18 protein-coding genes and 1 tRNA gene are annotated in these 24547 nt (G+C 73.9%); 8 read left to right on the top strand and 11 right to left on the bottom strand.

What is annotated here, in order from left to right:
- Nucleotides 1–53 precede the first annotated feature (53 nt).
- Nucleotides 54–2672: a bifunctional FO biosynthesis protein CofGH gene (locus ACFVVU_RS15250; RefSeq protein ID WP_380687322.1), complete on the top strand. Its 2619-nt coding sequence runs from the start codon at nucleotides 54–56 to the stop codon at nucleotides 2670–2672.
- A 185-nt stretch (nucleotides 2673–2857) separates the two neighbouring features.
- The gene (locus ACFVVU_RS15245; protein WP_380687320.1) at nucleotides 2858–3973 is read left to right on the top strand and encodes an ADP-ribosylglycohydrolase family protein; all 1116 of its coding nucleotides are present in this window, start codon (nucleotides 2858–2860) and stop codon (nucleotides 3971–3973) included.
- A gap of 158 nt (nucleotides 3974–4131) precedes the next feature.
- Here ACFVVU_RS15245 and ACFVVU_RS15240 read toward each other — a convergent pair whose 3' ends face one another.
- The 3 genes from ACFVVU_RS15240 to ACFVVU_RS15230 form a co-directional block, all read right to left on the bottom strand.
- Complete coding sequence (locus ACFVVU_RS15240; protein ID WP_380687318.1) at nucleotides 4132–4341, bottom strand: DUF397 domain-containing protein; 210 nt, start codon at nucleotides 4339–4341, stop codon at nucleotides 4132–4134.
- Nucleotides 4338–5201, bottom strand: coding sequence for a helix-turn-helix domain-containing protein (locus ACFVVU_RS15235; RefSeq protein ID WP_380687316.1), 864 nt, complete (start codon nucleotides 5199–5201; stop codon nucleotides 4338–4340). The genes ACFVVU_RS15240 and ACFVVU_RS15235 overlap by 4 nt, the downstream gene beginning before the upstream one ends.
- Before the next feature lie 778 nt (nucleotides 5202–5979).
- Nucleotides 5980–6735: a GPP34 family phosphoprotein gene (locus ACFVVU_RS15230; protein ID WP_387790203.1), complete on the bottom strand. Its 756-nt coding sequence runs from the start codon at nucleotides 6733–6735 to the stop codon at nucleotides 5980–5982.
- 300 nt (nucleotides 6736–7035) lie between these two features.
- Between ACFVVU_RS15230 and ACFVVU_RS15225 the strand changes: the two genes are divergently transcribed.
- Nucleotides 7036–9378 (top strand): hypothetical protein, encoded by a 2343-nt coding sequence (locus ACFVVU_RS15225; protein ID WP_387790201.1) that lies wholly within the window; start codon nucleotides 7036–7038, stop codon nucleotides 9376–9378.
- Nucleotides 9379–9416: 38 nt separating this feature from the next.
- Here ACFVVU_RS15225 and ACFVVU_RS15220 read toward each other — a convergent pair whose 3' ends face one another.
- Together ACFVVU_RS15220 and ACFVVU_RS15215 are read right to left on the bottom strand one after the other, a co-directional pair.
- On the bottom strand, nucleotides 9417–10364 hold the full coding sequence (locus ACFVVU_RS15220) for a YhjD/YihY/BrkB family envelope integrity protein (RefSeq protein WP_380687647.1): 948 nt from the start codon (nucleotides 10362–10364) through the stop codon (nucleotides 9417–9419).
- Between the two features lie 99 nt (nucleotides 10365–10463).
- On the bottom strand, nucleotides 10464–12032 hold the full coding sequence (locus ACFVVU_RS15215; RefSeq protein ID WP_387790199.1) for a glycosyltransferase family 39 protein: 1569 nt from the start codon (nucleotides 12030–12032) through the stop codon (nucleotides 10464–10466).
- 201 nt (nucleotides 12033–12233) lie between these two features.
- On the opposite strand from ACFVVU_RS15215, the gene ACFVVU_RS15210 reads away from it, so the two are divergent.
- Nucleotides 12234–12306 (top strand) — tRNA-Arg (locus ACFVVU_RS15210).
- 87 nt (nucleotides 12307–12393) lie between these two features.
- Here the strand turns inward: ACFVVU_RS15210 and ACFVVU_RS15205 are convergent.
- On the bottom strand, nucleotides 12394–13233 hold the full coding sequence (locus ACFVVU_RS15205; RefSeq protein WP_387790198.1) for a phosphatase PAP2 family protein: 840 nt from the start codon (nucleotides 13231–13233) through the stop codon (nucleotides 12394–12396).
- 393 nt (nucleotides 13234–13626) lie between these two features.
- On the opposite strand from ACFVVU_RS15205, the gene ACFVVU_RS15200 reads away from it, so the two are divergent.
- Together ACFVVU_RS15200 and ACFVVU_RS15195 are read left to right on the top strand one after the other, a co-directional pair.
- Complete coding sequence (locus ACFVVU_RS15200; protein ID WP_350553867.1) at nucleotides 13627–14598, top strand: sigma-70 family RNA polymerase sigma factor; 972 nt, start codon at nucleotides 13627–13629, stop codon at nucleotides 14596–14598.
- Nucleotides 14599–14777: 179 nt separating this feature from the next.
- Nucleotides 14778–15023 carry a hypothetical protein gene (locus tag ACFVVU_RS15195; protein ID WP_387790196.1) on the top strand — a complete coding sequence of 82 codons (246 nt, stop codon included), beginning with the start codon at nucleotides 14778–14780 and terminating at the stop codon, nucleotides 15021–15023.
- A 21-nt stretch (nucleotides 15024–15044) separates the two neighbouring features.
- On the opposite strand, the gene mscL is transcribed toward ACFVVU_RS15195, so the two are convergent.
- The 4 genes from mscL to ACFVVU_RS15175 all read right to left on the bottom strand — a co-directional run bounded on the left by mscL (nucleotide 15045) and on the right by ACFVVU_RS15175 (nucleotide 19691).
- Nucleotides 15045–15464, bottom strand: coding sequence for a large conductance mechanosensitive channel protein MscL (mscL, locus tag ACFVVU_RS15190; RefSeq protein WP_380687649.1), 420 nt, complete (start codon nucleotides 15462–15464; stop codon nucleotides 15045–15047).
- A 563-nt stretch (nucleotides 15465–16027) separates the two neighbouring features.
- Entirely contained in the window at nucleotides 16028–16354 is a 327-nt protein-coding gene (locus tag ACFVVU_RS15185; protein ID WP_380687470.1) for an FmdB family zinc ribbon protein, read from the bottom strand.
- A gap of 128 nt (nucleotides 16355–16482) precedes the next feature.
- Nucleotides 16483–17757, bottom strand: coding sequence for an MFS transporter (locus tag ACFVVU_RS15180; protein WP_387790346.1), 1275 nt, complete (start codon nucleotides 17755–17757; stop codon nucleotides 16483–16485).
- 443 nt (nucleotides 17758–18200) lie between these two features.
- Nucleotides 18201–19691, bottom strand: a complete 1491-nt coding sequence (locus ACFVVU_RS15175) for a potassium/proton antiporter (RefSeq protein ID WP_387790194.1) — start codon at nucleotides 19689–19691, stop codon at nucleotides 18201–18203.
- A 304-nt stretch (nucleotides 19692–19995) separates the two neighbouring features.
- Here ACFVVU_RS15175 and ACFVVU_RS15170 point away from each other — a divergent pair, with 304 nt between their 5' ends.
- A complete protein-coding gene (locus ACFVVU_RS15170) occupies nucleotides 19996–22734 on the top strand; it encodes a penicillin acylase family protein (protein WP_387790192.1) in 2739 nt (912 codons plus the stop codon).
- Nucleotides 22735–22837: 103 nt separating this feature from the next.
- Here ACFVVU_RS15170 and ACFVVU_RS15165 read toward each other — a convergent pair whose 3' ends face one another.
- Entirely contained in the window at nucleotides 22838–23413 is a 576-nt protein-coding gene (locus ACFVVU_RS15165; protein WP_380714729.1) for a 5-formyltetrahydrofolate cyclo-ligase, read from the bottom strand.
- Between the two features lie 104 nt (nucleotides 23414–23517).
- Between ACFVVU_RS15165 and ACFVVU_RS15160 the strand changes: the two genes are divergently transcribed.
- Nucleotides 23518–24537, top strand: a complete 1020-nt coding sequence (locus tag ACFVVU_RS15160) for a GGDEF domain-containing protein (protein WP_387790190.1) — start codon at nucleotides 23518–23520, stop codon at nucleotides 24535–24537.
- Nucleotides 24538–24547 lie beyond the last annotated feature (10 nt).

Here is a 24547-nt window from a genome sequence, read left to right as displayed (position 1 = left end):
TCGAGTCCTCCGAACGCACGAGGAACGTACGTGAACTGGCGTAGGGTCGCGGCATGGACGCAACCAACAGCCCGACCGCGAATGCGATGCGGCGCGCCCTGCGCCGGGCCCGGGACGGCGTCGCGCTGGACGCGACCGAGGCGGCGGTACTGCTCCGGGCCAGAGGCGATGACCTGCGCGACCTCTGTGCGAGCGCCGCCCGGGTCCGCGACGCCGGCCTCGACGCGGCCGGCCGGCCCGGCGTCATCACCTACTCCAAGAGCGTGTTCATCCCGCTCACCCGGCTCTGCCGGGACAAGTGCCACTACTGCACCTTCGTCACCGTCCCCGGCAAGCTGCGCCGGGAGGGACACGGAATGTTCATGTCCCCGGACGAGGTGCTGGAGGTCGCCCGCCGGGGCGCGGAGCTCGGCTGCAAGGAAGCGCTCATCACGCTCGGGGACAAGCCCGAGGACCGCTGGCCGGAGGCCCGCGAGTGGCTGGACGCGCACGGCTACGACGACACCATCGCGTACGTGCGCGCCATGTCGATCCGCATCCTGGAGGAGACCGGGCTGCTCCCGCACCTCAACCCCGGGGTGCTGAGCTGGACCGACTTCCAGCGGCTCAAGCCGGTCTCCGCCTCGATGGGCATGATGCTGGAGACCACCGCCACCCGGCTGTGGAGCGAGCCCGGCGGCCCGCACTTCGGCTCGCCCGACAAGGAGCCGGCCGTCCGGCTGCGGGTGCTGGAGGACGCCGGCCGCAGCTCGGTGCCGTTCACCAGCGGCCTGCTGATCGGCATCGGCGAGACCTACGAGGAGCGCGCCGAGTCGCTGTTCGCGCTGCGCCGGGTCGCGCGGGCCTACCACGGCGTGCAGGAGCTGATCCTGCAGAACTTCCGCGCCAAGCCGGACACCGCGATGCGCGGCATGCCGGACGCGGAGCTGGACGAGCTGGTCGCCACCGTCGCGGTGGCCCGGCACATCATGGGCCCGTCGGCCTGCCTGCAGGCGCCGCCGAACCTGGTGGACGGCGAGTACGAGCGGCTGATCGCGGCCGGCATCGACGACTGGGGCGGCGTCTCCCCGCTGACCCCCGACCACGTCAACCCCGAGCGCCCCTGGCCGCAGATCGACAAGCTGGCGGAGCGCTCGGCCGCGGCCGGCTTCGAGCTGCGCGAGCGGCTCGCCGTCTACCCCGAGTACGTCCTGCGCGGCGAGCCCTGGCTGGACCCGCGGGTGCTGCCGCACGTCCGGGCGCTGGCCGACCCGCGGACCGGCCTGGCCCGGCCCGACGCGGTGGTCACCGGGCACCCCTGGCAGGAGCCCGAGGACCTGCCGGACTCGTACGGGCGCACCGACCTGCACAGCACCATCGACACCGAGGGCCGGACCGGCGACCGGCGGGCCGACTTCGAGGACGTCTACGGCGACTGGGAGGTGCTGCGCGAGCAGGCGGCCGCCTCGGCCGCCTCCGCACCGGGCGCCTCCGGCGGTCCCGGCGGCTCGGCCGGGGCGCCGGAGCGGCTGGACGCCGAGGTCCGGGCCGCCCTCGCGGTGGCCGCCGACGACCCGGTCCGGCTGACCGACGAGCAGGCGCTGGCGCTGTTCCAGGCGGACGGCCCGGCGCTGGACGCGCTCTGCCGGATCGCCGACGCGGTGCGCCGCGACGCGGTCGGCGACGAGGTCACCTACTGCGTCACCCGCAACATCAACTTCACCAATGTCTGCTACACCGGCTGCCGGTTCTGCGCCTTCGCCCAGCGCCGCACCGACGCGGACGCCTACAGCCTCTCGCTGGAGCAGGTCGCCGACCGGGCCGCGCAGGCCTGGGAGGTCGGCGCCACCGAGGTCTGCATGCAGGGCGGCATCCACCCCGACCTGCCCGGCACCGCCTACTTCGACATCGCGCGCGCGGTGAAGGAGCGGGTGCCCGGCATCCATGTGCACGCCTTCTCGCCGATGGAGGTGGTCAACGGCGCCACCCGGACCGGGCTGTCGATCCGGGACTGGCTGCAGCGGGCCCAGGAGGCCGGGCTGGACACCATCCCGGGCACCGCCGCCGAGATCCTCGACGACGAGGTCCGCTGGGTGCTCACCAAGGGCAAGCTGCCGGCCGCGACCTGGGTGGAGGTCGTCACCACCGCGCACGAGCTGGGCATCCGCTCCTCGTCCACGATGATGTACGGCCATGTGGACACCCCGAAGCACTGGGTCGGCCACCTGCGGCTGCTGGCCGGGATCCAGCAGCGCACCGGCGGCTTCACGGAGTTCGTGACGCTGCCGTTCATCCACACCAACGCCCCGGTCTACCTGGCCGGGATCGCCCGGCCGGGCCCGACCGCGCGGGACAACCGGGCGGTGGTCGCGATGGCCCGGCTGCTGCTCCACCCGCACATCCGCAACATCCAGACCAGCTGGGTGAAGCTGGGTGCCGAGGGGGCCGCCGAGATGCTCCGCTCGGGCGCCAACGACCTGGGCGGCACGCTGATGGAGGAGACCATCTCGCGGATGGCCGGGTCGGCGTACGGGAGCTACAAGTCGGTCCGGGAGCTGCGGGCGATCGCCGAGGCGGCCGGGCGTCCGCACCGGCAGCGCACCACCACCTACGGCGAGGTGCCGGCCGAGCGGCTGGCCGCCGCGCTGGCCTCGGACGGGCACCTGCCGGAGCTGCTGCCGCTGGTGGACTGAGCCGTCACACCCGGAAGGGCGCGTTCCAACCCGGGGAGCCCGTCGGCCGGCCGAACATCCGGTGGCGATCCGGTGGAGCGGGAACCCTGCCGTCCCGTTCGGGCATTCGAATACAGTGCGAGGGCGCGCGACCGGCCGTGCGTCGCGCGACCCCGCCCGAACCCGGACGAAAGGCGCCCGTCGTGATGCCACTGTGGTCCCGCGCCCAGCAGCAGGACTTCCGCAGCCGGGTGCGGGGGTGCCTGCTGGGCGGGGCGGTCGGGGACGCCCTCGGCGCGGGCGTCGAGTTCGAGTCGCTGGAGAAGATCCGGGCCGCGCACGGGCCGCTCGGCGTCACGGGGTACGTCCCGGCGTACGGGCGGCTCGGCGCGGTCACCGACGACACCCAGATGGTGCTGTTCACCCTGGACGGGCTGATCCGCGCGCACATCCGCCGGGACACCGGCAGCTGGCACCCGCCCACCGACGTCCACCGCGCCTACCTGCGCTGGGCCGCCACCCAGCGGGACTGGGGCCCGGACGAGCGGCGCGCCGACCTCGGCTGGCTGGGCCGCGAGGAGTGGCTGTACGCGCAGCGCGCGCCGGGCCAGGCCTGCCTGTCCGGCCTCTCCGGTCCGGACGCCGAGCGGCTGGGCACCCTGGAGGTGCCGAAGAACCCGCACTCCAAGGGCTGCGGCACGGTGATGCGGGCGGCCCCGTTCGGGCTGCTGACCACCTGGGAGCCGAGCCTGGTGTTCCAGCTGGCGGTGGAGTGCTCGGTGCTGACCCACGGTCACCCCACCGGCTACCTCTCGGCCGGCGCGCTGGCGGTGATCGTCCAGACCGCGGCCCGCGGCGGCACCCTGGAGGAGGGGGTGCACCTGGCGCTCGCGCTGCTCTCCGAGCGGCCGGCGCACGAGGAGACCACGGCGGCGCTGCGGGCGGCGCTGGACGCGGTGCGGGCGGGGGAGCCGTCCGCCGAGCGGGTCGAGGCGCTGGGGGAGGGCTGGGTCGCCGAGGAGGCGCTGGCGATCGGGGTGTACTGCGCGCTGGTCGCGCACGACGTCCGGTCCGGGCTGCTGCTGGCGGTCAACCACTCCGGGGACAGCGACTCCACGGGGGCGATCTGCGGCAACCTGCTCGGGGTGCTGCACGGTGACACGGCGCTGCCGCCGGGCCTGGTGGCGGGGCTGGAGGGGCGCGGGGCGCTGCTGGAGCTGGCGGACGACTTCGTCCTGGAGCTGATGCACGGGCCCGAACTGCACAGCGCGGACACCCCGGAGGGCGCGGCCTGGGCGGCCCGCTACCCGGTGCTCGGCTGAGACCCGGCCGCCGGAGGAGGGGGCGGTCTTCTCCACCGGGAATTCTTTGACGAGGTCATGCCTGCCGGACGCGAAGATGCCCGTAGCGGTGTCCGCCGCCCCGGGGAGGGCGGTGGACACCGCTACGGGCACCTGGCCGAGAAGCGGTACGGAGCGGATCAGAACCCGCCGAACACCCCGGCGCCCGCGTCGGCGGCGAACGCGTTCCAGGCTTCGGCGGAGAACCGCAGTTGAGGACCCTGTGGGTCCTTGGAGTCACGGACCGCCACCAGGTCGGTGGCCGGTACGCGGATCTCCACACAGGCGCCGTTGCCGCCGCTGTGACTGCTCTTGCGCCAGCTCGTGCCGTTCTCGAAGGTGGTGCTCATCGGTGGTATCCCTCTTCAATGTCGGCTATCAGTGTCCGGGTCTCGGCCACCCCGAGCGCGGCCGCCCGCAGGTGGTCGTAGAGACTGGTATAGCGGCGCACGTCGGCCTCCTTCTCCAGGTAGAGATCGCTCGTCACCCCTTCGAAGTAGACAACTGTGGAATCGGCTGACTCGGGGAACTCCAACAGGGAGAATGTCCCGGTCATACCGGGGTGGGCACCGTGCGAGAACGGGATGACCTGGATGGTGATGTTGGGGCGCTGACTCAGCTCCAGCATGTGCTTCAGCTGGTGGGCCATCACCTCCTTGCTGCCGACCTCCCGGCGCAGCACCGCCTCGTCTATCACGGTCCACAGGCTGCCCAGCTGGTTCTCGCCGTTGACCCGGTCCTGGCGCTTCATCCGGACCTGGACCCGGCGCTGCACGGCGAGCGCGTCGGTGTCCGGCTGGGTGCCCTCGACCACGGCCTGCGCGTACTGCTCGGTCTGCAGCAGGCCGGGCACGAAGGAGGACTCGTAGGCGCGGATCGAGGAGGCCTCGGCCTCCAGGCCGATGTACACGCTGTAGGGCGTGGGCATGTCGTTGAAGTCGTGCCACCAGCCGCGCTGCCGGGACTCCCGGGCCATCTCCATCAGGCTGGCCCGCATCGCGTCGTCGGTGACGTCGTAGACGTCGCAGAGGTCACGGACGTCCCGCTGGCTGATGCTGCGGCGGCCGTTCTCCAGGCGGCTGATCTTCGACTGGGAGACCATCAGCCGGCCGGCCACCTCCTCGGCGGTCATCCCGGCCTGGTCCCGGAGCTTGCGCAGTTCCGCGCCGAGGCGCCGGCGGCGCACCGTGGGATTGATGTTCGCGGACACGTCGGCCTCCGGTCGGACCTCTGGTGATCGTTGGAACGGAAGTCCTCGGAACACGGTGGAAATCTGGATCAACCCCCTGACGGTGAGCAGCATGTCACCCCGGATCAGTTCGGCGCCGGGAAATGACCGGAGCGCAGTAGAACAGATCATCGGAAAAGCGCTTCGGCGAGACAAGGGGGACCCCCGAGTGGTAGGGGCGCCGGGGTCCGGTCCGGTGGTGGTGCGACGGCGTGACGGGCGTGGTGCGGGTGCGGCCCCTGGGGCTGCGCAGGTGCTGGTGGCACGTGCGGGGGCGGTATGCGGCCGAAGGTCCGGGTGGGGTCCGGGTCGGGGCCGGACCGGCCGGGGGGATGCCGGAGGGGCGGGGGGCCCCCGCCCGGCCAGCCGGGGGGCCCCCCCCCCACCGGGACGGGGGGGGCGGGGGGGGGCGGGCGGGGGGTGGGGCCGGGGGGGGGGCCGGACGGGCGGGGGGGTGGCGGGCGGGGCGGGCGCCCGGCGACTCCCGGCGGGGGCGACCGCCCCTTCTCGGTACGGGTGCTGCTGGTTGCTCATCGCCGCCGTAGGGCGTGAGCGGTGCGGTGTGCGCTGCTCCGTGCGCCGGTCGATGGCCGGCGCGCCAGGTGGTGCGGCGGGGCGCGTCCGGCTCCGGGCACGGCCCCGGGGGTCCGGCGGCCGGACCCGGTGCCGCGGGGCACCGTCGCACCGCGTGGTCCCGTGGGGCCGTGCGATCCGGTCGGTTCCGCGGCCGCGGAGGCGCCGCAGAGGCACCGCGGAGGCGTCAGCGGACTCCGACGCGGGACGCCGCGACCCGTCCGCCGCCGCTGCCGCGCCCGGCCGCCGGGCGCTGGCCGGCCCGGCCGCCCGAGCCCGCCGCGGCCGGGCCGGCCTGGGCGGAACGGTTCTGCTGGCTCGGCAGGCCGTTCTGCACGTCCATCACGGCGTGCGCGACCATCCCGCCCAGCGGGTCGTAGCGGATCAGATCGCGCAGCCGGGAGCGCGAGGAACGGCCCTCGTTGCCCGGGTAGAGGTGCTTGCCCAGCCCGACCGAGTGCGCCAGCGCGGCGAGCGCCGCCGTCCGTGGGTCCGGCGGCACGCCGGTGCGGATCGCGGTGTCCAGCCGTTGCTTGATCGCGGCGTTGGTGCAGTCGTCCGACGCCTGGTAGCGGGTCGTCGGCAGCACCCCGCACACCTGACCGGGCACGGCGGTGACCATGCCGCACCGCTCCAGGTGCGCCAGATAGGTCTGCCGCAGCCCCAGCCGTGGCCCGCCGATCCAGTGCGCCGCGCGGACCGGACTGCCGCGTCGGCGCAGCAGTTCCAGCGCGTGGTCGAGTGTCGGGTCGCCGGTAGGCCGTGGCAGCACCACGGCGATCCGGTCGCCCTCCGGAATGATCCGTCCGGCCAGGGACAGCTCGACGAGCTGGGCCCCGGCGAGTCCGAGGTCGAGGGTCTGCGGCTGCGCAGTGGTACCCGTGGCCGGGTCCAAAGCGAGCAGCAAGAGCTCCTCGGGAACAGTTCTGCGGCTCTTGCCCATCCAAGCCTCCCCGCGTGGATGGGAAACAGCGTGACGCCTCTCACACGGGCTTGTCGAGTACGCCTCCGAATCGTGACCTTGCGATCGAGCGGGGGAACCGGCCGTGGCGGGCCCGGCGTCTGACCGTTGAACAGGCCGGAGCGCGGCCGTGCCGCGGCAATAAGCGCCGGTCGGGCGGGGTGTGGGCGACCCGATTCGGGCGCCGGTGGCGGAGACTGTACAGGTACACGGGGCGGGGTGCCGGCTTCCCGAAATACGGGCTTGCCGGCGCCCCGCCGGGCGTTGAGGAGGCTGGGTTACGTGGGCGAGTCCCCCGACAGGGTGCTGCGGGACGGCGAGCGGGCGCGGGAGCGGGACGGCGAACGGGCCGGTTCCGACGCGGTGACCGAGGGGACGGCCGCGGCGACGGCCGGCCCGGCGGGGGAGCCCGAGCGGCCGGAAGCGTCCGCCGAGGCCGCCGACGCCGATCACGCCCCCGCCGCCGACGCCGGCTCCTCCGCCGCCGCCGGCTCCTCCGCCGACGCCGACCCGGACGCGGACGCTGACACCGACGCGGACCCGGACGGTGGCGGGGAGGCCGACGCGGCCGAGGCCGACAAGGCGGCGCCGGCGGTCCGGCCGGGCCCCACGGTGCAGCTGCGCGTCCGGGATGCGGACATCCGGACGACCTCCCTGCGACTGCCCGCGGACCAGGCCACCACCTCCCTGCGGATGCCCGCCGACGACCGGACCACCGCGCTGCGCCTGCCCGATGAGCTGCGCGAGCCCGCCGGTGCCACGGCGAGCGGCAGCGCCGAGCCGGCCGGCTCGGCCGGGGGCGATGCGCCGGAACGCCCGGTCGGCACCGACCCCCGTCTCGCCATGCGGACCGGCCCGGCGGTCGGCCGGGAGGGCCGTCCGGCCGCCGAGGCCGACGTCGAAGCCGACGTCCACGACGCCTCGGACGCCTCGGACGCCTCGGACGTCTCCGACACCTCCGACGTCGACGCCGGGACCTCCGGGACGGAGACCGAGCCGCCCGCGCGTGCCGAGAAGTTCGAGAAGCGGGAGAACGCCGAACGGACCCGCGTCCTGCGCCTCCCCGCCGTCGCGGCCGCGGCCGTCCCCGACACGGACACCGTCCCGGCCCCGCCCGCCCCGGGCCCGCTGCCCGAGCCGGCCCCCGTCCCGGAGCCGGTTCCCGAGCCGGAGCCGGAGCCGAAGCCGCTGCCCGAACCCGAGCCGGTCCCCGGCCCGGAGCCGCTGCCCGCCCCCGCGCCGAAACCGAAGCCGAAGCCCGCCCCGGCCCCGCAGCCGCTGCCCGTGCCCGAGCCGCTGCCGACCCCCGAGCCGCTGCCGGCGCCCGCGCCGGAGCCGCAGCCCTTCCCGGAATCCACCTCCGAGGCGATGGAGGTGCTGGCCGCGCTCAACGGCCGGCCGGTCTCGCCGCTGCGCCGCGCGCTCAAGCGGATCACCATCTGGACGCTCTTCCTCGCCGTCGTCCTCGGCGCCGTGGTCACCGCCCAGCTACTGCGCCCGCTGCCGGCCGGCAAGGTGCGGATGACCGCCGCCGACGGCTTCGGCTTCCCCGGCGGCCCGCTCGACCTGGCCTGGCCGGCCAAGGGGCAGTCGGCCGCCGAGGTGGTCGGCATCGGCAGCCTGGGCAGCTCCGGCCCGGAGACGCCGGCCTCGATCGCCAGCGTCACCAAGGTCATGAACGCCTACCTCGTCCTCCAGGCGCACCCGCTGAAGAAGGGCGAGGCCGGTCCGAAGATCACCGTCGACAAGCAGGCCGCCCAGGAGTCCGGCAACGTCGACGAGTCCCGGGTCACCCTGACCGAGGGCCAGCAGATCAGCCAGTACCAGGCGCTGGAGCTGCTGATGCTGCCCTCCGCCAACAACGTCGCCCGGCTGCTGGCCCGCTGGGACGCCGGGTCGGAGGAGGCGTTCGTCAAGAAGATGAACGACGCCGCCGCCAGGCTCGGCATGGCCAACACCACCTACACCGACCCGGCGGGCTTCAACCCGGAGACCAAGAGCACCGCCAAGGACCAGCTGAAGCTGGCCGGACAGGTGATGCAGGACGAGATCTTCCGGCAGATCGTCTCCACTCCGGACACCACCTTCAACAACCAGAAGATCTCCAACACCAACACCCTGATCTCCCCGAAGAACGGCATCATCGGGGTCAAGACCGGCTCCAGCACCCCGGCCGGCGGCTGCCTGATGTGGGCCGCCTACAAGGAGATCGCCGGTGTCCGGCGACTGATCCTCGGCGTCACCCTGGGCCAGCCGGCGACCACCGCCGAGCCGAGCATCCTCAAGGTGGTGCAGACCGTCAGCGCCAAGCAGATCCAGGCCGCGCAGGACGGGCTCACCGGGCAGACCCTGGCCAAGCAGGGCGACGTGGTCGGCCGGATCGAGGACGGCCTCGGCGGCTCCGTCCCGGTGGTCGCCGCCCAGGACCTCACGGTGGCCGGCTTCCCCGGCGTCACCGGCACCCTGGTGCTGGACCCGCTGAAGGTCGGCCACCAGGCGGCGGCCGGCACCAAGGTCGGCGTGCTGCGCGCGGGCGAGGGCGACAGCCGGGTGGAGGTGCCGGTCGTGCTCCGCTCCGACCTCGCCCCGCCGTCCATCGTCTCCCGGCTGACCCGCGCGCTGTGAGCCGCGCCCGTTGAGGACCGCTTGGGGCGGCCCGCGGTTCAGAACCGCGGGCCGCCCCACTGTCCCGGTGCGGTGCGCGAGCCCAGCAGCCGGGCGACCGCCTCCTCCTCGGCGACCACCCGGCCCAGCGCGATGGCCAGGGTCAGCCCGGTGAACACCACGATCAGCCAGGACAGGCCGGTGAACACCACGCCGAACGGGCCGAACTTGCCGATGCTGCGGTTCATCGCGGCCGGCAGGTAGACCCGCGAGGCCACCCCGATCCCCACCACCCCCACGCCGCAGAGCAACGCGCCCGGCAGGAGGGGCAGCCAGCGCACCCGGGCGCCCAGCAGCAGGTGCTGGGTCCACCACCACAACGCCGTCGCGAGCAGGAAGGTCAGCGGCACGCCCAGCCAGGCGCCCAGGCCGAAGCCGTCCTTCACCGGGGTCTGGAACGCCAGGCAGACCAGCCAGACCAGCAGCCAGGCGAGCCAGCGCCAGGCCGCCACCCTGGTCCCTGACCTGGGCAGTTCCCAGCAGCGTTCGCAGACCCGCTGCATCGCCCGGCTCAGCGCCGTCGCCGACAGCAGGGTCACCAGCGCGCCGACCATCCCGAAGCCGGTCTCCTGCTCGTGCCCGTTCCCGAGCATCTGCTGCACCGACTGCGCCGCCTGGCCCTGCAGGCCCAGTTCCTTGCGGAGCGAGTGCACCACGCCGTCGCGGATCGCCGCGGGGGCGAAGACCGCGACGACGAACAGGGCGGGCAGCGCGCTCAGGAACGCCTGGGCGGCCAGCCGGGTCGCGGAGTCCAGCAGGTTGACCCGGAGCAGCTGGCGCAGCGCGCGGCCGACCACCGGGACCTGGTCGGGCAGTCCGCGGGCGGATCCGGCCAGGTCCGCCGACCGGCGCCGCCACCGGGTGGTCCGCCGCTCGTCGTGGGTGGCGTGCTCGTCCCGGTCGTCGCCGCCCGGGCCCGCCGGTTGCCCGTTCGGCTGCTCGCTCACCGCCGTCCTCCCGACCATGGTCGCCGTGCTCCATGGTCGCCCCGCCCCGGGCCCCGCGCACCCGGACCGCCGACGCGCGCGGGGGTTCAGCCCGCGGGTTCAGCTCCCGGCGCGGGTCCCGTCCAGCAGCGCCAGCGTCATCCCGCCCAGCGGCGTCACCTGCTGCGGCGTCCCGAACCGGGCGCGCAGCGCGTCCGCCTGATCGGCGGGCACCGCGGCCAGCGGGTCCGCGGTGTTGCCCAGGACGACCAGCCAGGCGCGGCTGCCCGTGCCGGTGCACTCCGCGGGGTGCGGGCACGGCACCGGGAAGAGGTCCTCGGCCCGGATCGCCCCGGTCGCCTCGAACAGGGGGTACGGGCGGACACCGGCCGGAAGGTAGTAGGAGACACCCGGGCCGACCATCGACCAGGCCTGGTCGCCGAGCGGCACCGCCAGCCCGTCGCCCGGTCGGTAGCCGGCCGCGATCAGCCGGGCCACCTCCCGGTACGGCTCCTTCGACTGCGCGTGCGAGCCCGCGTAGCGCACCAGGGACTGCTTCGGCAGGGCCGTCACCCCGGCCACCGCCACCACGCCGACCGCGAGCAGCAGGCCGGCCGCCCGCACTTCCGGCGGGGTCCGGCCGGGCCGGGCCGCCGCGGTCACCGCCGCGTAGCCCGCGCCTATCCCGCAGCCGGCCAGCGCGGCCCACGCGGGCACCGTGAACAGCAGGTACCGGTCGAGGAAGTACGAGGTCGGGCCGAACGAGAAGGCCCAGACCGCCAGCACCGGCAGCACCGCGAGCAGCAGCAGCCGCAGCGCCGGACCGCGCCGCCCGGGCAGCGCGAGGGCCAGCAGCGCCAGCACCAGGAAGACGTGGAAGACCCGGGCCGAGCCGAACAGCGGCTCGCCGAAGTGCCACAGCTGGTCCAGGGTCGGCCGGCCGAGCCAGCCCAGCTGGCGCTCGGACTGCCGGCGGCCCAGCAGCGCCACCGGAAGCACCGCCGCCACCAGGGCGGCGAGCACCAGCACGAGCCCCGCGAGCAGCCGCCGCCGCGCCGGTCCACGGGTCCGCCACAGGTACGGGGCGACCAGCGCGGCCTGACCGGCCAGGGCGCTCAGCGAGACCAGGTGCGCCGCGCCGGCCACCGCCATCGCCAGGCCGTAGGGCGCCCACCGGCCCAGCGTCGGCCGTTCCAGGGCGCGCAGCAGGAACCAGCCCGCCGCCGCGACGGCACAGGTCACCAGCGCGTACGAGCGGGCCTCCTGGGCGTACCGGGAGATCAGCGGGACCATCGCGAAGAGCAGCCCGGCGCAGACGCCCGCGACCCGGCCGCCGAACAGCCGCTCGGCGGTCAGCGCGGTGAACGCGGCCGCGCCCGCCATCGCCAGGACGGAGGGCAGCCGCAGCGAGATCTCGGAGTCGCCGAACAGGGTCGTCCAGCAGTGCAGCAGGACGTAGTAGGCGCCGTTGCTGGCGTCCACGTGCTGCAGCATCCGCAGCAGGTCGCCCAGCGTCCGGGTGGCCGAGACCCAGCTCGCCACCTCGTCCCGCCACAGTGCCGGTGTCCCCAGCCGGTAGGCGCCCACCGTCAGCATGACCAGCGCGGGCGCCAGCCACACGAACGGCCCGGCCGCCTTCCGTGCGAGACGGAGGACGGGCCCCCGGTCCCACCGGTCACCCGACGCCATCTGCCGCTCCCGTCCTCTTCCCCCGCCGGAGGGGCCCCGGGCCCCGTCGGTCCGAGGTCCGTTCCCCCAGGCTAACCGCGCCCCGATCGGCCGGGCGGACGGCCCCCGTCCCATCTGACCCACCGTCGGCCGCTCCGCCCGCCCGCTCCGTGCCGCCCACCCCCGCGCCCCCGATCCGCTAGGCTGTCTGCGGTCGTCCCCGCCTCAGTAGCTCAGGGGATAGAGCACGGCTCTCCTAAAGCCGGTGTCGCAGGTTCGAATCCTGCCTGGGGCACAGCGCCGGTCACGGCGGATGACGTGAATGCGGGCCCCCTCGGTTGCGATCGAGGGGGCCCGCGGCGTTCTCCGGGGTGAGGGGGCGTCAGCGCAGCAGGCCGTCCGGGTGGTCGGCAGTGTTCTCCGGGGCGGGCCCCGGCATGGGGTCCGGGGTGCGGCCGACGGGGTTCCGGGGCCGGTGGGTGGGGGAGACGAGCACGCGTTGGACGCGGGGGCGGGTGCGCCGGTTCACCCGGCGGAAGTCGCGGGCCAGCGCACCGGGGCGGGCGAGTTCGACGAGGACGGTGACGCTGCCGAGGACGATGCCGGCGGCCAGCCAGCCGCCCATGACGTCGCTGGGCCAGTGGACGCCCAGGAAGACCCGGGAGGCGCCGATCCCCAGGACGGTCAGCGCGGCGATCGAGCAGGCGGTGATCCGGCCGGCCCGGCCCGCCCGGGGCCAGAGCAGGCCGACCAGGACGGCACAGGCGATCGCCGAGGCCATCGCGTGTCCGGAGGGGAGGGCCGGGCCGCCGGCGTGCGCGACCGGGTCGGAGAAGGTGGGGCGGTGGCGGCCGAGCGAGAGCTTCAGCACCCACTGGCCGCCCCAGCCGGCCAGGGTCTGGGCCGCGACCCAGCCGCCCAGCGTCCGGGCGCCGATCAGCCAGAGCCAGAGGGCGGCCGCGCCGAGCACCGAGCGCATGGTGACCGTTCCGCCGATGTCGGAGAACAGCTGGACCGAGGCGGTCCACGCGGTGTGATCGGCGGCGAAGCGGTGAAGGCGGTCGACCGGTTCGCGGTCGAGCCGGGAGAGCGGGCTCCAGCCGGTCTGCACCAGGGCCGCCAGGACGGCGAACAGCACGGCGCAGCAGACCGCGAGGGCCGCGTGCCGGAGCAGGTGGCGATCACGCGGGGTGATGGAAGGCGAGCTGTTGGTCAGGTGCATGGCTGACACCTTCCCAGCCGCCCATGCCGATCGTGCGCTGCGGCGATAGCGATTTGGCATCTTTTGTGCGGAGGACCTGCGTGCGCCGGGGCGTGGGTGCGTCCCGCGCGGGAACGCGCTCGCGGCCGGCGGGGTTGTGGGAAGGGAGGGCGTGCGCGGGGGTGCGCCGAGAGGCCCCGAGGAACGCGTCCGGTGGCCGGCCCGTCACCCTCGGTCCGCATCGCGGGTGAAATCGGGCAGCATACTGCATCGCCGGAAGAAGTCTGAGTGACTTGGGAATGTTGTCCGGATTCTGTTCGTTGGATCGTTACGTGTGAGGCCCGCGGGGCCCGCACTTCTTGCCCTCTCCGGGCAGGCAGCCAGACCGCGGCAACACCAGCAAAGGGAGCAAGCATGGCCACCCGTGCCGTCGTTCGCGACAGGGCCGACCGGACTCGCGCGGCCCGCCCGACCAACCTTGAGGCCGACCGTGACCTGGTCGGCATGTACCTCGACGAGATCGCCAGGACGCCCCTGCTCGATGCCGCCGAGGAGGTCGAGCTCTCCCTGCGGATCGAGGCCGGCGTGTACGCCCAGCACCTGCTGGACGAGGGCGGGCTTCCCGAGGGCGTGCGGCGCGAGGAGCTGGAGGCGATAGCCGAGGACGCCGAGCGCGCCAAGGACGTCTTCATCCGGTCCAACCTCCGTCTCGTGGTCGCGGTGGCGCGGCGCTACCCGCGCAGCGGCCTGCCGCTGCTCGACCTGATCCAGGAGGGCAACGCGGGCCTGGTCCGTGCGGTGGAGAAGTTCGACTACGCCAAGGGCTTCAAGTTCTCCACCTATGCGACGTGGTGGATCCGTCAGGCGATCACCCGGTCGATCGCGGACCAGTCGCGCACCATCCGGCTGCCGGTGCACCTGGTCGAGGAACTCGGCCGGATCCGCCGGGTGCAGCGGGAGAAGTCGAAGGAGCTGGGCCGGGAGGCCGAGCCCGCCGAGATCGCGGCCGAGCTGGACACCACCGAGGCCCGGATCAAGGACGTGCTGGACTGGGCGAGGGACCCGGTCAGCCTGAACATGTCGGTGGACGACGAGGGCGAGACCCAGTTCGGCGACCTCGTCGAGGACACCGGGGCGACGTCCCCGGAGGACGCCGTGATGGTCATGCTCCGCCGTGAGGAGCTGGACGGCCTGATCGGACGGCTGGACGACCGGACGGCCTCGATCATCCGGTCGCGGTACGGCATGGAGGACGGCCGCGAGCGCACCCTGACCGAGGTGGGCAAGCAGCACGGGCTGACCCGTGAGCGGATCCGCCAGATCGAGAAGCACGCCCTGGCCGAGCTGAAGAAGATCGCCGACCACGCGGGCTTCGAGGCGGCGTGACGCGGGGGCGTGGGACCCGGCGCGTGTCCCGGGGGTGACGACGGCCTGCGGGCCCGGTGCGGAAGTGGTCCGCACCGGGCCCGCCGTCGTGCCGGCCGCGTTCTAGGCTGGTGACGGCGGGGCCGGTGAGGGCGGGCGGGAACGTCGGCGGCGGAGGATCGGGAGCTGTGGAGGCGAAGGTGGCGGAAGAGCAGACGGCCGAGGAGCAGGCGGTCGACGGGCAGGCGGCCGAGAGGAAGACGGCCGAGAGGAAGACGGCCGGGCGGGCGGCGGCGAAGGCCCGGCTGGTCTTCGGCGACCCGCTGGAGCGGCAGTCCCGGGACGACACCGACACGGGCTGGGGCGACCGCCCCGGGGCGGGGGAGAGCGGTGGGCGGGGACTGGACTGGTACCTGAGCCAGCGCCCGCCGCACCACGGCGACTGACGGCCCCGCCCCCGCCGGGCCTCAGCCGGCCCGGGTGACCAGGGCGTCGCGGATCTGGGTGAGCAGTGCCACCTCCTTGACCTCGGCCTCGGTCTGGATCTCGGCCAGGGTCTTGCGCTTGGCGGTGAACCTGGTCATCGGCAGGATCAGGAAGAAGTAGACGACGGCCGCGGTGATCAGGAACTGGAGGGCCGCGCTCAGCACGCTGCCCCAGAGGATGAGGATGCCGGACGTGACCTCGCCGGTGGCGGACAGCTCGCAGGGTCCCTTGAGGCAGGAGCTGTAGGACGCGAGGTCCTTGGCTCCGAACGCGCCGACGATCGGGTTGATCACGCCCTTGACGAAGGCGTTGACGATGTTGGTGAACGCCGCGCCGATGACCACGGCGACGGCCAGCTCGACGACGTTTCCGCGCAGCAGGAATTCCTTGAAGCCTTTCATGCCGCGTGAACGACGGAGTCGTACGGCGGTCACGGGTGCTTTTCTCCCCCCTCCGCCGGACAACCCGTTCGGCCCACCGGGGGCGGTGCTCCCGGTGCGGGCGGCCCCGCCAGGACCGGGCCGAGGGTGAGCACCGCCGCCGCCGCCGCGAACAGCAGCACGGCCGGGACGGGCGCGCGGTAGCGCAGCACCTGCCGCAGTCGGCACCGCGGGCCCGCACGGCCGCCGATCGGCGGGAACGACGGCACCGGCTGCCGGGGCGGCACGCTCGGCGCGGGCAACGGCGGGATCGGCAGCGGGCGGGGGGACAGGACGGGCGAACCGGTGCGCACGGGCACCTCCGGGGTCGGTCACGGGTTCCGTTGACCGCCACTGTGGGCCGCAAGCGCCGCCGCCGGAAGCGGCTTTTCCCGGCCTGTGGAAAACCCGGGGCTGTGGACAAAAACCTTCACCCCGACGAGTGAACCGGCCGCCCCCCGGAGACGACGGACGGCCCGCCGCGCCCGCCGGGAAGCGGGAACGGCGGGCCGTCCGGAACGCTGGTGCCGGTGCCCGGCCGAAGGTCAGCCGGCCGCCGGAGCGGGGCTCGCGGCGGGGGTCGACGGCTTCGACGAGGACGAGCCCGACGAGCCCGAGGAGCCCGACGAGGACGGGGCGGCCGACGTCGACGAGGAGGACGAGGACGAGCCCCCGCCCACCGAGCTGCTGGAGGACGAGCGGCTGTCGGTCCGGTAGAAGCCGGAGCCCTTGAAGACCACGCCCACCGCGGAGAAGACCTTGCGGAGCCGTCCCTGGCAGTCGGGGCAGGTGGTCAGCGGCTCGTCGGTGAACTTCTGCACCGCCTCCAGGCCGTTGCCGCACTCGGTGCACTGGTACTGGTACGTGGGCACTTGTCTTCCTCCTGGCACTCTCGCCTGATGAGTGCTAACGATGGTCAATGATGCGGCATTCCGGTGGATCAGTCCAGCGACTCGAATGTGAGATGAGCCGGGCCGCCGGTCCGATCCGGCCGTTCCGCTCAGCCCTCGGCCGCGCCCACCAGCCGGCCGCGGGTGCCCCGCTCCCCGGCGGCCGCGGCCACCGGGCCGCGCGCGGCCCGCGGAAGCAGCAGCCCCCGCAGCGTCACCAGCGCGATCAGGCCCAGCCCGGCGCCGGCCACCGGCACCAGGAAGCCGATCGAGGGCCCGTGCGCGTCGATCAGCTGCCCGGCCGCCGTCGCGCCGGTCGCCAGGCCCAGGCCGATGGCGCCGGTCAGCCAGGTGAAGGCCTCGGTCTTGGCGCCGTCCTCGACCAGCGTCTCGACCAGGGTGTAGCCGCTGATCAGGGTGGGCGCGATGGCCAGGCCGCAGACCAGTCCGGCGATCGAGAGCGCGACCAGGCCGGGCATCGCCCACAGGGCCGAGCAGCCCAGCACCAGCAGGCCGTAGCTGATGATCATCCGCTGCTGGACCGGACGCCGCCAGGCGATCACGCCGTACAGCACGCCGGCCACCATCGAGCCGCCGGCGAAGATGCCGTACACGGTGCCGGCGGCGCCGTGCTGCCCGACCGAGTCGGCGAAGGCGTTCACCGAGACCTGCAGGCCGCCGAAGACGGTGCCCACGCCGAGGAAGGCCCCGGCCAGCAGCCGGACGCCGGGCGAGGCGAGCGCGGAGGCCTGCCGGACGCCCGGCTCGCGCACCACCCGGGCGGGCGCGGTGCGCCGCTGGGCGGCGAAGGCCAGGCCGCCGACCAGGGTCAGCGCGGCCTCGGCGACCAGCCCGGTCGCGGGGTTGACCGAGGTGGCGACGGCGGCGGCCAGGATCGGGCCGATCACGAAGGTGAACTCGTCGGTCACCGACTCGAAGGCGAAGGCGGTGCCCACCTTGGCGGCGGAGCCGGCCGAGGCGCCCTCGGCGGAGAAGGTGGCGATCCAGCGGGCGCGGACCATGGCGCCGATCTGCGGGACGCTCGCCCCGGCGGGGGCGGCGGCCAGGAAGAGGCTCCAGGCCGGTGCGTGCCCCAGCGCGAGCGCGATCAGTGTGCCGACCGAGACCGCGTGCACCAGGACGGCCGGGACCAGCACCGCGGCCTGGCCGTACCGGTCGGCGAGCCGGCCGGTCTGCGGGCCGATCAGCGCCTGGGCGACGGCGGCCACCGCCGCGACGGTGCTGGCGGTGCCGTACGAGCCGTGGGTGTCCTTGACCAGCAGCAGGATGCCCATGCTGAGCATCGCGTAGGGCAGCCGCGCGACGAACGCGGGGGCCAGGAAGGTCCAGGCGCCGGGCGTGCGCAGCAGCGCCCCGTAGCCCACGCGGGCGGGCGCGGCGGCCGCGGCCGCGGTCTCGGCGGTGGCGGTCTCCGCGGGAGCGGTGGCCAGGGAGTGCTGGGCGTCCTCGACGTCCTCGACCGTTCGGCGCGCCGTCACGGTCGGTCCTTCCTGCTGCCTGGTAGCGCGGCAGGGCATGGGGAGGCCCCGACGGCGCCGAGAGTCGTCCTCTCGCGCGTCGACCGGGGTAGATACCGGGCCGGTCCGGCGGTGGGCCGGGGCCGGGCCGCGGCCGCCGAGCGGTCGCGCCAACTCTGCTTCAGACAGATGTTGGGGATTCGGTGTATCAACCAAAGAAATTTACGCGCGTAGATGCGCGCTCACCCCGACCTTACCGGACGGACCCAAACTTGTCCCGTGACATCGGGGTGAACACTCGAACACCGGGCCGGGGCCTCAGTCGCCCGTCCGCTCGGTCGCCCGCCCGTTCAGCCATCCCGCCCGTTCAGCCAGCCGGCCAGCTTGCCGCCCTTGTCCACGGCCCGCAGCCGCCGCTCGGCCGCCTCGCCGACCTCGTCGGTGGTCACCACCAGCAGCTCGTCCCCGCCGCGCAGCACGGTCGCCCGGTCCGGCACGAAGCTGTTCCCCTCGCGCACCACCAGGGTCACCGCCGCACCGGCCGGCAACCGCAGCTCACTGACCTCCACGCCGGACATCCTGGAGTCCGGCGCCAGTGCGACCGACAGCAGGTGCCCGTGCAGCTTCTCGAGCGGCGCGGACTCGATGTCGAGGTCCTGGCCCATCGAGCCCTCGCCGATCCGCAGGGCCTTGGCGACCCAGGGCAGGGTCGGGCCCTGGAGCAGGGTGAAGACCACGACCAGGATGAAGACGATGTTGAAGACGTCCTGCGCCAGGGGTGCGCCGGAGACCAGCGGGATGGTGGCCAGCACGATGGGCACCGCGCCGCGCAGCCCGGCCCAGCTGAGCAGGGCCTGCTCGCGGGCCGGCAGTCCGAACGGCGTGAGGGTCAGCACCACCGAGAGCGGCCGGGCGAGGAAGACCAGCACCGCGCCGATCACCAGTGCGGGCACCACGGCCGAGCCCATCGACTCGGGGGCGCAGAGCAGGCCGAGCAGCACGAACATGCCGATCTGCCCGATCCAGGCCAGGCCGTCGGCGAAACCGCGTACGGCGGGACCGTGCGGCAGCTTCGCGTTGCCGAGGATCACCGCGCTGACGTAGACGGCGAGGAAGCCGGAGCCGTGCAGCAGCGCGCCGCCGGCGTAGGCGAGCACGGTGAGCGCCATCACGGCGATCGGGTAGAGGCCGGAGGACGGCAGTGCGACCCGCTTGACGCCGAACGCGCCCAGCTTGCCGACCGCGAGGCCGATGGCCAGGCCGACCGCCAGCTCGGCGGCGATCGTGCCCAGCAGCACGTACCACGAGTCGTGCGCGCCGACCGTGGCGAAGGAGACCACCAGGATGACCACGGGCGCGTCGTTGAAGCCGGACTCGGCCTCCAGCAGGCCGGTCAGCCGGCGGGGCAGCGGCACCGTCCGCAGTACCGAGAAGACGGCCGCGGCGTCGGTCGAGGAGACGATCGCGCCGAGCAGCAGCGAGGTCCGCCAGTCCAGGCCGACCAGGTAGTGCGCGCCGGCCGCGGTGACGGCGACGCTGATCCCCACGCCGACGGTGGCCAGCACCGTGGCCGCCGGCATCACCGGTCTGGCCTCGCGCCAGTTGGTCTTGAGGCCGCCCTCGGCCAGGATCACCACCAGCGCCGCGTAACCGAGGACCTGGGTGAGCTCGGCGTTGTTGAACGAGATGCCCAGGCCGTTCTGGCCGAGCGCCACGCCGATGCCGAGGTAGATCAGCAGGCTGGGCAGGCCCGATTTCGTGGACACCCGCACGGCGACCACCGCGACCAGCAGGATCACGGAGAACTCGAGGAGCAGCTGGTTCAGGTGGTCGACATTCACGCAGGGGCACCTCGGGCGTGGCGGCGGGCGGCGGACGGGGTACCGACAGGGGTGGCGGCGGAAGGCACCGACTTACTCCCCTTGCGGATCGTTACTCAGTCTAACATTTTGCCATATCTTTAAGTTCACTTGTCGACGGCGCCGTCACCTCCCGCTTCCGGCTCCGCTTCCGACCTCCCCCGATCCCACCGTGAGCGTCCCCCGTGCACGGCCGCCAGTCGGGGCGGCCTAATGTGGTCCCCTGTCACGGCTCCGTGCTCCTGACACGTCCGCCCGCCCCCCAGTGAGGACCGCAAGGACCCAGATGCCCCGCTCCAAGAAGTTCCGGCGCGCCCGTCTGATCGTGATCGTGCTGGTCGTGCTGATGGTGGCCGGCGCCGGCTACGGCGGATACCGGGGGGTGGCCGCGGTCCGTGCGTCCTTCCCGGAGGTCGACGGCAGCGTCAAGCTGGCGGGCCTGAGCGCGCCGGTCGACGTCAAGCGCGACGCCAACGGCATCCCGCAGCTCTACGCCGACACCTCCGAGGACCTCTTCCGCGCCCAGGGCTACGTCCAGGCCCAGGACCGCTTCTGGGAGATGGACGTCCGGCGGCACATCACCGCGGGCCGGCTCTCCGAGATGTTCGGCGACAGCCAGGTCGAGACCGACTCCATGATCCGCACCATGGGCTGGCGCCAGGTCGCGCAGAAGGAGTTCGACACCGTCCTCAGCGCGGACACCAAGAAGAACCTCCAGGCCTACGCGGACGGCGTCAACGCCTGGCTCGCCGAGCACCCGGGCGGTTCCTCCGCCTCGCTGGAGTACGGCCTGCTCGGCGTCGTCAACGGCGGCTACAAGCCCGAGCAGTGGTCCCCGGTCGACTCGGTGTCCTGGCTCAAGGCGATGGCCTGGGACCTCTCGGGCAACCTCCAGGAGGAGATCGACCGCTCGCTGCTCGCCCAGGACTTCAGCCGGGAGAAGATCGACGAGCTGTACCCGGACTACCCGTACGCCCGCAACGGCACGATCGTGAAGACCGGCACCGTCAACGGCACCGCCTACAAGCCGGCCGACGGCTCCACCCCGGCGGGCAACGGCGCCGGCGCGACCGGCGGCACCGGTACCGGCACCGCCCAGGGCGCCGCCGCCACGAAGGCGCTGCTCAAGGACGTCACCGACCGGATCGACGCGCTGCCCGAGCTGCTCGGCCGCAACGGCCAGGGCATCGGCTCCAACTCCTGGGTGGTCGCCGGCAGCCACACCACCACCGGCAAGCCGCTGCTGGCCAACGACCCGCACCTCGGTCCCGGCCTGCCCTCGGTCTGGTACCAGATGGGCCTGCACTGCCGGACCGCCTCGCCGGCCTGCCAGTACGACGTCTCCGGCTTCACCTTCGCCGGGATGCCCGGTGTGATCATCGGCCACAACAAGGACATCGCCTGGGGCCTCACCAACCTCGGCGCCGACGTCACCGACCTCTTCCTGGAGAAGGTGACCGGCCCGGACACCTACCTGGTGGACGGCAAGGAGGAGAAGTTCGAGCTCCGCAAGGAGACCATCAAGGTCGCCGGGGGCGAGGACCGCACCATCACCGTGCGCACCACGAAGACCGGCGCCCCACTGATCTCCGACCCGAGCACCGAGCAGCAGAACGTCGGCAAGTACGCCCCCAACGGCGACTCCGCCCCGGACCGCGGCACCGGCGGCTACGGCGTCGCCCTGCAGTGGACCGCGCTGATCCCGGGCAAGACCATGGACGCGATCTTCTCGCTCGACCGCGCGAAGGGCTGGGACGACTTCCAGAAGGCCGCCGCGGACTTCGCCGTCCCGGCCCAGAACCTCATCTACGCCGACGCCAAGAACATCGGCTACCAGGCCCCCGGCTACATCCCGGTGCGCGGCAAGGGCGACGGCCGCTACCCGGCGCCGGGCTGGGACTCCGCCTACCAGTGGAAGAAGGACCCGGTCCCGTTCAGCGCCCTGCCGTGGAGCCTCAACCCCGCCAGCGGCTACATCGTCACCGCCAACCAGGCCGTCGTCGACCCCTCGTACAAGTACGGGCTGACCAGCGACTGGGAGTACGGCACCCGGGCCAAGGAGATCACCGACCAGATCGAGGCCAAGCTCAAGAACAACGGCAAGATCTCGCCGGACGACATGCAGGACATGCAGCTGGACAACACCAGCATCCTGGCCAAGACGCTGGTCCCGATGCTGCTCAAGGTCGAGATCGACGACCCCTACGTGCGCGAGGCCCAGGACCTGCTGAAGGACTGGAACTACCACCAGGACGCCGACTCGGCCGCCGCCGCCTACTACAACGGCGTCTGGCGCCAGCTGCTCACCCTGGCCTTCGGCCAGAAGTTCCCGGCCGACCTGCGGGCGAAGGACAACTGCCTGCTGGTCCGAGAGCAGGCCGACCCGACCAAGCCGGACAGCAAGTCGAAGATCGTCACCGAGTGCGGCACCCGTGACCCGGGCCGGGCGCAGCCGGACGGCGGCGACCGCTGGAACGAGGTGGTCCGGCAGCAGCTGGAGAAGCCCGACAGCGGCTGGTGGACGTACATCGACTCCCAGCACAAGGAGCAGAAGGGCCTGGACAACCTGCTGCGCGAGGCGATGACCAACGCCCGCCAGGAGCTGACCTCGCTGCTCACCAAGGACATCACCACCTGGAGCTGGGGCCGGCTGCACAAGCTGGAGCTGCGCGAGCGCACCCTCGGCTCGGACGACTCCTCGATCGCCTCGGGCGCCGTCCACAAGCTGCTCAACCGCGGCCCGTACCGCCTCTCCGGCGGCTCGGCGGCGGTCGACGCGGCGGGCTGGAACGCGGCCGCCGGGTACCAGGTCGACTGGATCCCGTCGATGCGCATGGTGATCGACCTGAACGACCTCGACGCCTCCCGCTGGATCAACGTCGGCGGCGCCTCGGGCCACGCCTTCCACGAGAACTACAACGACCAGACCGACCTCTGGCTCAAGGGCAAGCTGTTGACCTGGTCGTACTCGCCGGACGCGGTCGAGAAGGCGACCAAGCACAAGCTGACGCTGACCAACGGCTGACGCCGCCCCGCAGCGACGGCCCGACGGCGCCGACGACCGACGGCCCCGCCCCCGGACATCCGGGGCGCGGGGCCGTCGCCGTACGGCCGGGTGCTCCGCCCGCTCACCCCAGGCGGTGGGTGCCCGAGGGGGTCAGCGCGAGGTCCACCGGCCGGTCGTGCGGCTCCGCCGGCACCCGGTCCAGCAGCTCGTGCTCGTACAGCAGCACCGCCAGCACCGGCCGCGCCCCGGACCGCTCCAGCCGGGCCAGCACCCGGTCGTAGGAGCCGCCGCCGCGCCCCAGCCGCAGTCCCCGGCGGTCCACCGCCAGTCCCGGCAGCAGCACCAGGCCGGCCTCGGTCACCGCCTGCGGACCGAGCCGCTCGCCGACCGGCTCCAGCAGCCCGCGCCCGGCCGGGGCCAGCGCCTCCGGGCCCGCGTACGGGGCCCAGTCCAGGTCGTTGTCGGGCAGCAGCACCGGCAGCAGCACCCGCACCCCGCGGGCCCGCAGCGCGTCCAGCAATGGACGGGTGCCCGGTTCGGCGCCCACCGAGACGTACGCCGCCACCGTGGCCGCCGCGGCCGCCAGCTCGCCGGCGTGCCCGGCCAGCGCCTCGGCGGCCCGCTCCCGGGCCTCGGGCGGCAGCGCCCGCCGTTCGGACAGCAGCCGTGTCCTCAGCTCGCTCTTCTCGTTGTGCATGGGATGGTCCACCGCTCCTCCACCGCTCGACCTCGACCGCTCTGGACCCCGGCCCCGGTGCGACCGGGACGCCCCAGAGCCTGACACGCGGAAGGCAGCCCCCGATGTCCACCCCGCTGCTGGTCCAGGCGCTGGCCGCGCTGAGCGCCCCCGCGCTGGCCGGCGCCGCCGTGCTCGGCGGCCGGCTGCGGCGCGGCTCGGCCCGCGCGGCGCGGCGCGAGGCCGCTCTGCGCGAGCGCCTGGCCGCGCTGGAGTCCCGCTGCGCCGAGCTGGAGCGCACCGCCTCCTGCGACCCGGTCACCGGCGTCTGGAACTACCGGCACCTCCAGCTCACCCTGGACCGGGAGATCGACCGGGCCCGCCGGGCCGAGCGGCCGGACCCGGCGGACGGGCCGCGCCCGCTGGCCGTCCTGCTGCTGGAGATCAGCGGCTTCGACGCGGTGGTCGCCGAGCACGGCCGGGCCCGGGCCGGGACGGTGCTGCGCGACCTCGCCCAGCGGCTCGGCATGGAGATCCGCCGCTCCGACACCCTCGGCCGGTACAGCGGCGAGGAGTTCCTGGTGGTGCTGCCGGACACCGGCGCCGAGGGCGCGGCCCAGGTCGCCGACCGGCTGGTCTGGTCGGTCCGCCGCCACCTGCTGCTGGACTGGTCCTCCGGCGACCGGGAGGGCCGCCGCCCGTACGGCAACGGGCTCACCGCGGCGGTCGGCCTGGCCGTGCTGCCCGAGGACGGCGCGCACGCCGCGGTGCTGCTGCGGGCCGCCGACCGGGCGCTCGCGGCGGCCCGGGCGGCCGGTGGCGACTGCTGGCGCCGGGCCGCGCCCCGGACCGTCGCGGCGGACGCTCCGGCGGGTGTGCCGAAGGTCGTGCCGACAGCTGCGCCGACAGCTGTGCCGGCGGGTGTTCCGGCGGGTGTTCCGGCGGGTGTTTCCGTGCGGCCGGAAGGAGTCTTCGCAGCCGAACGTGACCGTTCGGGAAAGGCGGGTAGTCTGTCGCCCTGTGTCGGAGGGGACCCCCTCACCCCGCCCGCCACGTCCCCTTTGCCTGCCATTTCGGCCGGGTCCGGCGACGTGCTGCCCAAGCATCGGTCAACTGCGCCCGGTCAGGCGAAATACGTGCCTTAGTAAGGTAAAC

The sequence above is a fragment of the Kitasatospora sp. NPDC057965 genome (assembly GCF_042887135.1).
Taxonomy (GTDB): domain Bacteria; phylum Actinomycetota; class Actinomycetes; order Streptomycetales; family Streptomycetaceae; genus Kitasatospora.
The sequence above is the reverse complement of the archived record's forward strand: the minus strand, read 5'-3'. Positions and strand labels throughout refer to the sequence as shown.